The sequence below is a fragment of the Bacillus sp. 7705b genome, from assembly GCF_002289525.1.
Taxonomy (GTDB): domain Bacteria; phylum Bacillota; class Bacilli; order Bacillales; family Bacillaceae; genus Bacillus; species Bacillus halotolerans.
In genome coordinates, this window is the sequence record NZ_NSDH01000011.1 from 48,333 (window position 1) to 59,745 (window position 11,413).

8 protein-coding genes are annotated in these 11,413 nt (G+C 44.8%); 7 read left to right on the forward strand and 1 reads right to left on the reverse strand.

Annotated features, from left to right (window positions below; genetic code table 11):
• Positions 1–43 precede the first annotated feature (43 nt).
• From CJU60_RS04060 to CJU60_RS04070, 3 genes are all read left to right on the forward strand, one after another.
• The gene (locus tag CJU60_RS04060; protein ID WP_095713025.1) at positions 44–712 is read left to right on the forward strand and encodes a disulfide bond formation protein BdbD; all 669 of its coding nucleotides are present in this window, start codon (positions 44–46) and stop codon (positions 710–712) included.
• A gap of 4 nt (positions 713–716) precedes the next feature.
• The gene (locus tag CJU60_RS04065; protein WP_095713026.1) at positions 717–1,133 is read left to right on the forward strand and encodes a disulfide oxidoreductase; all 417 of its coding nucleotides are present in this window, start codon (positions 717–719) and stop codon (positions 1,131–1,133) included.
• 207 nt (positions 1,134–1,340) lie between these two features.
• Entirely contained in the window at positions 1,341–1,952 is a 612-nt protein-coding gene (locus CJU60_RS04070) for a trimeric intracellular cation channel family protein (RefSeq protein ID WP_044159108.1), read from the forward strand.
• Between the two features lie 100 nt (positions 1,953–2,052).
• Here the strand turns inward: CJU60_RS04070 and CJU60_RS04075 are convergent, their stop codons facing one another.
• Entirely contained in the window at positions 2,053–2,487 is a 435-nt protein-coding gene (locus tag CJU60_RS04075) for a hypothetical protein (protein ID WP_095713027.1), read from the reverse strand.
• Positions 2,488–3,067: 580 nt separating this feature from the next.
• Between CJU60_RS04075 and helD the strand changes: the two genes are divergently transcribed.
• The 4 genes from helD to CJU60_RS04095 all read left to right on the forward strand — a co-directional run bounded on the left by helD (position 3,068) and on the right by CJU60_RS04095 (position 11,389).
• Entirely contained in the window at positions 3,068–5,392 is a 2,325-nt protein-coding gene (gene helD / locus CJU60_RS04080) for an RNA polymerase recycling motor HelD (RefSeq protein WP_095713028.1), read from the forward strand.
• Positions 5,393–5,565: 173 nt separating this feature from the next.
• The gene (locus tag CJU60_RS04085) at positions 5,566–7,380 is read left to right on the forward strand and encodes an assimilatory sulfite reductase (NADPH) flavoprotein subunit (RefSeq protein WP_095713029.1); all 1,815 of its coding nucleotides are present in this window, start codon (positions 5,566–5,568) and stop codon (positions 7,378–7,380) included.
• Positions 7,381–7,405: 25 nt separating this feature from the next.
• Positions 7,406–9,124: an assimilatory sulfite reductase (NADPH) hemoprotein subunit gene (gene cysI, locus CJU60_RS04090; RefSeq protein ID WP_044159104.1), complete on the forward strand. Its 1,719-nt coding sequence runs from the start codon at positions 7,406–7,408 to the stop codon at positions 9,122–9,124.
• Between the two features lie 252 nt (positions 9,125–9,376).
• Positions 9,377–11,389 carry a Na+/H+ antiporter gene (locus tag CJU60_RS04095; RefSeq protein ID WP_095713030.1) on the forward strand — a complete coding sequence of 671 codons (2,013 nt, stop codon included), beginning with the start codon at positions 9,377–9,379 and terminating at the stop codon, positions 11,387–11,389.
• Positions 11,390–11,413: the final 24 nt, after the last annotated feature.

The following is an 11,413-nucleotide window of genomic DNA, read 5'->3' on the forward strand; positions in this document are numbered from 1 at the left end:
GAGATCCGCTTCTTTTTTAATTTTAAAACGATGAGGTGTCGGAGTGAAAAAGAAACAGCAGTCTTCTGCGAAATTCGCGGTCATCCTTACGGTTGTCGTTGTTGTCTTGTTAGCAGCAATTGTCATCATTAATAACAAAACGGAGCAAGGCAACGAAGCAGTGTCAGGACAGCCGTCTATCAAAGGCCAGCCTGTGCTTGGCAAAAATGATGCACCGGTAACGGTAGTGGAATTCGGAGATTATAAATGTCCGTCTTGCAAGATGTTTAACAGCGACATCTTCCCTAAAATCCAAAAAGACTTTATTGACAAGGGCGATGTGAAATTTTCTTTCGTGAACGTCATGTTCCATGGAAAAGGCTCAACGTTAGCGGCTCTTGCCTCAGAGGAAGTATGGAAAGAAGATCCTGATTCTTTCTGGGCATTTCATGAAAAGCTGTTTGACAAGCAGCCGGACACAGAACAGGAATGGGTAACGCCGGCGGTTCTCGGTGATATCGCAAAAAGCACGACAAAGGTAAATCCTGATACGCTGAAGGACAATCTTGATAAGGAAACATTTGCTTCTGCAGTGGAAAAGGATTCGGACCTTAATCATAAAATGAACATAAAAGCAACGCCTACGATTTACGTTAATGATAAAGTGATCAGTGATTTTTCGGATTATGAAGAAATTAAAGAAACGATAGAAAAAGAGCTGAAAGGGAAGTAAGCGAATGAAAAATAGAATTGTTTTTTTATATGCTTCCTGGGTTGTTGCTCTTAGCGCCATGCTGGGCAGCCTGTATTTCAGTGAAATCAAAAAGTTCATCCCGTGTGAACTGTGCTGGTACCAGCGTATTCTCATGTATCCGCTCGTTCTGATTTTAGGAATCGCCACCTTTCAGGGTGACACACGCGTGAAAAAGTATGTGCTGCCGATGGCAATTATCGGCGCATTTATTTCGATTATGCATTATCTGGAGCAAAAAGTGCCGGGCTTTAGCGGCATCAAGCCATGTGTAAGCGGTGTGCCTTGCTCGGGCCAATATATTAACTGGTTTGGTTTTGTGACCATTCCGTTTCTGGCCTTGATTGCTTTTATTCTGATCATCATTTTTATGTGCCTTTTAAAAGGTGAAAAATCTGAATAGGAAAAAAGCGCCCGCGAATGCAGGGCGCTTTTTTTACGGTACAAATGATAGGAGCTGCCAGAGGTAAACCCATGCTGATCGGTGTTTGCTGTTTTCCCTCTAAATTTATCTTTTTTTATCATAAAAATGTTATTGATTTTCACCTGAAGCGGTTATAAAATCTAGAGGTCGTCAGAAAATTTAACAAATATAAAGGGAGTCATCAGAATGGCTTGGGAGCTGCTCAGTGTGATCGGCATCATTGCGTTTGCGGTCAGCGGCGCAATTGTTGCAATGGAAGAAGAATATGATATTTTAGGTGTTTATATATTAGGGATTGTCACAGCTTTTGGAGGAGGAGCGATCCGCAATTTGCTGATCGGTGTTCCGGTGTCAGCTTTGTGGGAGCAGGGTGCGTACTTTCAAATCGCTCTGATATCCATCACGATCGTTTTCTTGTTTCCGAAGCTGCTGCTGAAGCATTGGAACAAATGGGGAAATTTATCGGATGCGATCGGTCTTGCAGCTTTCGCTATTCAAGGCGCCCTGTACGCCGTCAAAATGGGGCATCCGCTTAGTGCCGTTATCGTGGCTGCGGTGCTGACGGGAAGCGGCGGAGGAATCATCCGAGACCTGCTTGCCGGGCGCAAGCCGCTCGTGCTGAAAGCGGAAATCTATGCGGTATGGGCGGCGCTCGGCGGTTTAATCGTCGGCTTGGGCTGGACCGGAAACTCGATCGGTTTATACGCGCTGTTTTTTGTGCTTGTCGTATGCCGCGTTTGTTCTTATATGTTTAATTGGAAGCTTCCAAACCGTTATTTTCGCTTAGATAGCCAGTAAATAAAAGAAACCTCATCCATGTCGGAGAGGTTTTTTTATTGCAGCCAGCTGGATCAAAGTCTTTTCAAATGCTGACCGCGCAGAGCAAAGTTGTTTGAAATTAATAAGTAGCCCAAAATGTATAGCTGATGGTCTTTTTAGTTCCTGTGTTAGTGAATTTGAATCTGTAATTTGTTTTGTAGCTTTTAGAAGCTTGTTTGTAACTTAAATTTGTAGAGCCTTTTTTCTTTGCATAAAAAGTTTTCACATTTTTCCAGCCTTTATTTGTCTTTTGTTGCAGAGTTGCTGTAATTTTCCCGCTGCCTGATCCGTTTGCCGTAATGTTGGCCCAAGTTCCTTGCCCTGAATAATAAATATGAAAAGTTGGCGAGTAAGTATAGTTTTTAAATGAGCCCGAATGGTAATGAGTACTCCATATTTGACCTTTTTTAACCCAATCTTTAGCTTCTGCTTTGTTGTTTACTAGGTCAATAGCCGTAAAACTTGTTACGGCTACGACGAAAGCCAGCAACATCATATATAGCTTTTTCTTCACTGAGTATTTCCTCCTAGCTTATTCTGGTTCTTTCTTCATGTTCATATCATAAACCGTGAGAAATAATGTAACATCGTCCTAATCTCCCAAATTAGAAACTTCATTTTGTTGAAATATGTCGAAATTGGATAAAAAATGACTTTTTTACTGCGTCTATAGGTATGATAGCAAGGATGGAAGGCTATTGATTTTAGTTGCTATATGGATGATAATACAGCCAGTTTAGTCACTCTTCACGTGAGATGAACTGATAAACACGGCAACGCTCTGTGTGTTTTTAAAATGAAAAAGATATATTTTCATATGGAAGATTGAATGTTATAAGGAATCGATACTGATGAAAGAGAAGATTCGCAACCTTAAAAAGCACGTATAACAGTGAAATCTTAAAATAAAAAAACGATTTCGAGTTGAAATCGTTTTTTTTATGCATATAAATAACCCAAACCTTGAACGATGTTGGGTGAATGTGCTATTATAAATTGTATTTGCCTGTTTTTATCATATATTAAATATATATCCAATTCTATTTTACATTATTTCTTCTTCGTTTGTCAACTATTTTCTGGAGGTGCCGTTCATGAATCAGCATGATAAGGAATGGAAAGAAGAGCAGTCAAGAATAGATGATGTACTGCAGGAGCTCGAGAATAAAGAGCGGCTTCTCGAAACGTCCGCGGGCGGATTAAAGCATGATATTATCGGATTACGAAAAAACTTCTGGGAGGATGTCACGGTTAACTTTGATGACGTCCATGAAGCGGTTGAAACGATGGCAAGCATTAAGCAGCAGGCAGAGCTGCTGTCTGATCGGGAACGGAATCACCGGCATATGGATCAGCAGCTCAAACGAATTCATCAATTAAAAGCATCGCCTTATTTCGGCCGGATTGATTTTATTGAAAACGGCGAGAAACAGGCGGAGCAGATCTATATCGGTTTAGCATCCTGTATGGATGAGCAGGAGGAACACTTTCTGATTTATGATTGGAGAGCACCGATATCAAGCCTTTACTATAATTATTCCCCAGGAAAAGCTGAATACGAGGTTCCCGGCGAAACGATAGAAGGGGAAATGGTGCTGAAGCGCCAGTTTATTATTAAAAACGGCGCTCTCAAAGCGATGTTTAATACTGATATGACGATCGGCGATGAAATGCTGCAAGAGGTATTAAGCCATCACTCTGATACACAAATGAAAAACATCGTGTCTACGATTCAGAGAGAACAAAATCAGATTATCCGAAATGAAAAAAGCAAATTTCTGATTGTGCAGGGTGCGGCAGGCAGCGGAAAAACGTCAGCAGCGCTCCAGCGTGTCGCTTATTTGTTATACAGGCACCGCGGTGTAATAGATGCTGGACAAATCGTTTTATTTTCCCCAAACTTTTTGTTTAACAGCTATGTCTCCTCTGTTTTGCCTGAATTAGGCGAAGAAAATATGGAACAGGCGACGTTTCAGGAATATATCGAGCATCGGCTTGGCCGCAAGTTTCAATGTGAAAGCCCCTTTGATCAGCTGGAATATTGCCTGACCAAAACAAAAGATGGCCGTTTTCAATCAAGGCTTGCCGGAATCACGTGGAAGGCAGGCTTATCTTTTCAGCAATTTATTGATGAATACGCCAGCAGGCTGTCTTCTGAAGGAATGATCTTTAAAAATATCGTTTTCCGCGGACAAAAACTGATCACAAAGGAACAAGTCCAAGCGTATTTTTACTCGCTTGATCAAAGCCTGTCCATTCCGAACCGGATGGAACAAACGGCAAATTGGCTGCTGAGTGAGCTTAACAAGCTGGAGAAAAAGGAACGGCGAAAGGATTGGGTCGTTCAGGAAGCCGAGCTTCTCGACAAAGAGGAATATTTGGAAGTGTACAAAAAGCTGCAGGCAAAGAAACGGTTTAGTGAGAGTACATTTAACGATCATCAGAGAGAACAGCAGCTGCTTGCCGCCATGATTGTAAAAAAGGCCTTCAGAGCAATTAAACAGGCGGTCAGGCAGCTGGCGTTTCTTGATGTCAAACAGCTGTATCTGCAATTGTTTTCTGACTGGGGAAGCAAAGCTCAAACAGAGGATACTGCGGCAATATGGGAGCTGACAAGATCGGCATTTGGAGAAAATAAACTGCTCTATGAGGACGCGTCTCCATTTCTATATTTGCAGGATTTGCTAGAAGGCAGAAAGAAAAACACGCAGATCAAACATCTATTTATCGATGAAGCTCAAGATTATTCTCCATTCCAGATGGCGTATATAAGGAGTATTTTTCCGTCTGCCAGCATGACGGTGCTCGGGGATATCAATCAGTCTATTTACGCCCATGCGATAAACGGTGCAGCACGTATGGATGCCGGCTTTGAAAAAGAGCAGGCTGAGTGTGTTCGTTTAAAAAGAACGTACAGATCAACGAGACAAATTGTGGAATTGACAAAAGCGCTGCTGCAGGACGGAGCGGACATTGAGCCTTTTAACAGAGATGGGGAAATGCCCTGCGTGTTAAAAAGCGAGGGTCGCGAGGATCTTTGTCAAAAGCTTATTCGAGAAATTGGGCGACTTAGAAAGAAAGGGCATGAAACCATTGCTGTTATTTGCAAAACGGCGCAGCAGTCAAGACAGGCACACGCTCAAATAAGCGAATATACCGATATTCGGCTGATTCATAAAGAAAACCAAACGTTTCAAAAGGGAGTCTGTGTTATTCCGGTTTATTTAGCGAAGGGAATTGAGTTTGACGCAGTACTTGTCTATGATGCCTCAGAAGAACAATATAGAACAGAGCACGACCGGAGGCTGCTGTACACTGCCTGCACCCGGGCCATGCACGGGCTGACCGTTTCTTCTATCGGTGAACCAAGTCCGTTTGTGAGTGCTGTGCCCCCTCATTTATATAAGAGTGCTGATTGAAAGAGAAGGGTGCCTTCTCTTTTTTCTTCATTTACATGAGACAAAGGGGTTTTATCATTAATAATCTTAATCGTTATCATCATGTAAATATATTTTACTTGCGGTGTGTCTTCCGGTAAAGTTCAATTAGATACTATTTCGATCAGTTTATACAATTTTGTGAGGTGGATACGTTGCAACTTCAGGTAATGAACAGTCCGTTTAATCAGGAGCAGGCAGAGCTCCTTAACCGCCTTCTGCCAACCTTGACAGAATCTCAGAAAATCTGGCTGAGCGGCTATTTATCAGCGCAATCTGTTTCCGTCCTGGAAACATCGGGGGCGCCGGCTGCTGTGTCTGCGGGTGTAACGGCACCGGCCATTTCAAAAGAAGTCACCGTCCTTTACGGTTCACAGACGGGAAACGCACAAGGGCTTGCAGAGAACGCCGGCAAGCAGCTTGAGGAGCGAGGCCTTCAAGTCACCGTTTCATCCATGAGCGACTTTAAGCCGAACCAGCTCAAGAAAATTAACAATCTTCTGATTGTCGTCAGTACGCATGGCGAAGGTGAGCCGCCTGATAACGCGCTGTCGTTTCACGAATTTTTGCACGGAAGACGGGCGCCTAAGCTTGATGATCTTCGCTTTTCTGTTTTGGCGCTTGGTGACAGTTCATACGAATTCTTCTGTCAGACAGGAAAAGAATTTGATCAGCGCTTAGAAGAGCTTGGCGGGAAACGAATTTCTCCGCGCGTTGACTGTGATTTGGATTATGATGAGCCGGCTGCTGAATGGCTGGAAAGCGTATTTGAGGGCTTAAGTGAAGCTGAGGGCGGAAGCGCCGCGCCTGCGCCGGCCGCAGCGCCTCAAACTGGTGAATCTGCGTATTCAAGAACAAATCCTTTCCGGGCGGAAGTGTTAGAAAATTTAAATTTAAACGGCCGCGGATCAAATAAAGAAACACGCCATGTAGAGTTGTCTCTTGAAGGATCAGGCCTTACGTATGAACCTGGTGACAGCCTCGGCGTCTATCCGGAAAATGATCCGGAGCTTGTCGATGCGCTGCTTCAGGAAATGAATTGGGACCCCGAAGAAATTGTGACGCTGAATAAGCAAGGCGATGTCCGCCCGCTGAAAGAAGCGCTGATTTCTCATTATGAAATTACTGTTCTCACAAAGCCGCTTCTTGAACAGGCTGCTCATTTGACGGGAAGCGAGGAGCTTAGAGAGCTTTTAGCACCGGGAAATGAGGGTAAAGTGAAAGCGTATATTGAAGGGCGCGATTTGCTTGATCTGATCCGGGATTATGGGCCGTTTAGTGTAACGGCGCAGGAGTTTGTATCCATTCTTCGAAAAATGCCGGCCCGCCTCTATTCAATTGCGAGCAGCTTATCCGCAAACCCGGATGAAGTGCATTTAACGATTGGGGCAGTTCGGTACGACGCGCATGGCCGCGAACGAAAAGGCGTCTGCTCGATTTTATGCGCGGAGCGTCTGCAGCCGGGAGACACACTGCCGGTTTATGTCCAGCATAATCAGAACTTCAAGCTTCCGAAGGATCCTGAAACACCGATTATCATGGTCGGCCCTGGGACAGGCGTTGCGCCGTTCCGTTCCTTTATGCAGGAGCGCGAGGAGACGGGAGCTGAAGGAAAAGCATGGATGTTCTTCGGTGATCAGCATTTTGTCACAGATTTCCTATATCAGACAGAGTGGCAGAATTGGCTGAAAGACGGCGTGCTGACAAAAATGGACGTAGCGTTCTCACGCGATACGGAAGAAAAAGTGTATGTGCAGCACCGCATGCTTGAGCAGAGCGCAGAACTGTTTGAATGGCTTCAAGAAGGAGCGGCTGTTTACATTTGCGGAGATGAAAAGCACATGGCACACGATGTCCATAACACACTCTTGGAAATTATAGAAAAAGAAGGCAATATGACACGTGAAGAAGCGGAAGTTTATCTTGCCGATATGCAGCAGCAAAAACGTTATCAGCGTGATGTATACTGATTTGACCTGAAAGGAGTTTTTCAACATGGTGACCAAAATCTTAAAAGCACCGGACGGCTCTCCAAGTGACGTCGAGCGCATTAAAGAAGAAAGCGATTATTTGCGCGGCACACTGAAAGAAGTGATGCTGGATCGGATCAGTGCGGGAATTCCGGATGATGATAACCGCCTGATGAAACACCACGGCAGTTATTTGCAGGATGACCGGGACCTCCGCAATGAACGCCAAAAGCAAAAGCTTGAACCGGCTTATCAGTTCATGCTGCGTGTCCGTATGCCGGGCGGCGTATCAACGCCTGAGCAATGGCTCGTGATGGATGATCTTTCGCAGAAATACGGTAATGGCACCCTAAAGCTGACGACGCGTGAAACGTTCCAAATGCACGGGATTTTAAAATGGAACATGAAAAAAACCATTCAGACGATCCATTCGGCTCTTCTGGATACAATCGCGGCTTGCGGGGACGTAAACCGGAATGTGATGTGCGCATCGAATCCTTACCAGTCTGAAATCCATTCTGAAGTATACGAATGGTCCAAAAAATTAAGTGATGATCTCCTGCCCCGAACAAGAGCGTATCATGAAATTTGGCTTGATGAGGAAAGAGTGGCCGGCACGCCTGACGCAGAAGAAGTCGAGCCGATGTACGGGCCGCTTTACCTGCCGCGGAAATTCAAAATCGGTATTGCGGTTCCTCCGTCAAATGACATTGACGTCTTTTCGCAGGATCTCGGATTCATTGCGATTGTGGAAGATGGCAAGCTCATCGGTTTTAACGTGGCAATCGGCGGCGGTATGGGAATGACGCACGGCGACAAAGCGACATATCCGCAGTTAGCCAAGGTAATTGGATTCTGCCGCCCTGAACAAATGTATGACGTTGCTGAAAAAACAATTACGATTCAGCGTGACTACGGAAACCGTTCCGTCCGTAAAAATGCCCGTTTCAAATACACAGTTGACCGCCTCGGTTTGGAAACAGTGAAAGAGGAATTGGAAAACCGTCTCGGCTGGAGCCTGGAAGAAGCGAAGCCGTACCATTTTGATCATAACGGCGACCGCTACGGATGGGTGGAAGGCATTGAGGATAAATGGCATTTTACGCTGTTTGTCGAAGGCGGCCGTGTGACGGATTACGAAGATTATAAGCTGATGACAGGCTTGCGTGAAATTGCTAAAGTTCATACAGGCGATTTCCGTCTGACAGCCAATCAGAACTTGATTATCGGTAATGTTCCAAGCGAGAAAAAGGATGAAATCAACGCATTAATCGATCAATACGGGTTAACTGACGGAAAGCATTATACAGCGCTGCGCCGCAGCTCTATGGCGTGTGTTGCTCTTCCGACCTGCGGATTGGCGATGGCTGAAGCAGAACGTTATTTGCCGTCCCTTTTAGATAAAGTGGATGAGATTATTGACGAAAACGGTCTTCGTGATGAGGAAATTACCATTCGCATGACAGGCTGCCCGAACGGCTGCGCCCGCCATGCGCTCGGAGAGATCGGATTTATCGGAAAGGCGCCTGGGAAATATAATATGTATCTAGGCGCTGCGTTTGACGGCAGCCGCTTAAGCAAAATGTACCGCGAAAATATCGGAGAAGAAGACATTTTGAGCGAGCTGCGCGTCCTGCTTTCCCGCTATGCGAAAGAACGCGAGGAAGGTGAGCACTTCGGAGACTTCGTCATTCGCGCCGGTATCATTAAAGCGACAACTGACGGGATGAATTTTCATAATTGAGATGAGAGACAGGGGGGATTGCCCTGTCTCTTTTTGATTTTGCTTTGCGGCAAAAAAGTTCACCATGAGCATATCATGAGAAAAAATACCCTAAAAAGGGTACTATAAAAGAAGACTAGTGTGGAGGAGACTCCTGCGAAATCCAGTATTGGATGTAAGGCCATCCTTTATCTTTTGCAAGCCTCAGCCTCTTCGGACAAATATTGATCAACTCATCATGCAGATACGCAGCAGATTAAGGAGGTTATGCATTTGGACATATTTTTAGTCGTCCTTGTTTTACTGGCTATTATTGCGATTTCTAACATTGTCAATCGGTTTATCCCGTTTATTCCAGTGCCTCTGATTCAGGTGGCGCTTGGGATTATTGCCGCCTCATTTCCACAGGGGCTTCATTTTGAATTAAACACGGAATTGTTTTTCGTCTTGTTTATTGCGCCTCTTCTATTTAATGATGGAAAGAGGACGCCTCGGGCGGAGCTTTGGAATTTAAGAGCTCCCATTTTATTGCTTGCACTTGGCCTTGTATTTGCGACTGTGATTGTAGGAGGATACACGATCAATTGGATGATTCCTGATATTCCGCTGGCAGCGGCCTTTGGACTGGCAGCCATTCTTTCACCGACTGATGTTGTCGCTGTCAGCGCATTATCAGGAAGGGTGAAGATGCCGAAAGGAATTCTGCGCCTGCTTGAAGGGGAAGGGCTGATGAATGATGCATCAGGTCTGGTCGCCTTTAAATTTGCGATTGCCGCAGCGGTTACCGGGGCATTTTCACTGGCGCAAGCAGCTGTCAGCTTTGTGTTTATTTCTGTTGGCGGCCTTTTATGCGGGGTTGTCATTTCGTTCTTGATTATCCGCTTTCGTCTATTCCTGCGCCGCCTTGGCATGCAGGATGTCACGATGCACATGCTGATTCAAATTCTGACGCCTTTTGTGATTTATTTGGCAGCGGAGGAAATCGGTGTTTCCGGCATTTTAGCCGTTGTGGCGGGCGGTATTACGCATGCGGTTGAACAGGACCGTCTCGAATCGACGATGGTGAAGTTGCAAATCGTCTCATCGAGTACGTGGAACATTATTTTATTTATTTTGAACGGTCTTGTCTTTGTCATCCTTGGCACACAGATTCCGGATGTCATTTCGGTGATTTTTAACGATACAGCGATCAGCAACATGAAAGTGATCGGCTATATTCTGGTCATTACATTTACGTTAATGCTTCTTAGATTTCTGTGGGTGCTGTTCTTCTGGAACGGCAAGTGGTTCTTTAATAAAGATCAAACCATTTATAAGCCGGGACTTCGTTCTACATTGTTAATTTCCATTTCAGGTGTGCGGGGAGCGGTTACGCTTGCAGGTTCATTCTCCATCCCATATTTCCTGGAGGATGGCACACCGTTTCCGGAAAGAAATCTGATTCTCTTTTTAGCCGCAGGCGTCATTTTATGCACGCTTGTTATTGCCACCTTCGTGCTTCCGCTTCTGACTGAAAAAGAAGAAGAGGACGAAGAAAAAAATAAGAAGCTGCTGACGGCGAGACGCAAGCTGATTAAAACGGCTCTCAAAACGATTAAAGAAGACATGAATGATACAAACAAAACGGCGTCTCTTGCGGTCATTGCCGAATACAATGAGAAAATGAAAAACCTTCGTTTTCAGCAATATACTACGTCAACCCGCATAAAAAAGTATGAACGGAAAGTCCGCGCTCAAGGGATTAAAGCCGAGCAGGAAGAACTGATGAAACTGCTGGAGCGGGGAGACATCCCGGAAGAAACGGCAAACGCTCTGCAGGAACGGTTTAATGAATTGGAAATTTTGTATGCCAACCCGTTTAAAGTCGGTTTATCAAAAACAAGGCTGAAACGTCTGATGTATTGGATTTTCTTCGGAGAACATAAAAAGCCGGAGATGTCGATTTTAAACGAAGAGGGATTAATGAGAGCAACTAGGGTTAAAACGGCTAAAGCTGCGATAGGACATTTGGAAAAGCATATACCGGAAGAACATAAGGAAGTATTTTTCTCGGTCATCTCGTTTTATAAACAATTAATTTTCAGATTGGAGCACAGCCATCACGAACATAAATCGAACGCCCATTTTGAAAATCAGAAGCTGGAAGTGAAGCTGAAGGCTGTGCAGGCGATCAGAAATGAGATTCAGACGCTCTTTGAGGAGCGGGAAATTTCCCGGGACATCTCTCATGAGCTTCGCCAATATATTAATGATGTGGAAGCCGCAATGCTAGAAGGCGGCGAATAATTCCAAGAAAAAAAGCTGGCATCT

Coding starts and splice junctions, on each gene's coding strand:
- CJU60_RS04065 (WP_095713026.1), top strand. CDS start 717: ATGAAAAATAGAATTGTTTTTTTATATGCTTCCTGGGTTGTTGCTCTT.
- helD (WP_095713028.1), top strand. CDS start 3,068: ATGAATCAGCATGATAAGGAATGGAAAGAAGAGCAGTCAAGAATAGAT.
- CJU60_RS04070 (WP_044159108.1), top strand. CDS start 1,341: ATGGCTTGGGAGCTGCTCAGTGTGATCGGCATCATTGCGTTTGCGGTC.
- cysI (WP_044159104.1), top strand. CDS start 7,406: ATGGTGACCAAAATCTTAAAAGCACCGGACGGCTCTCCAAGTGACGTC.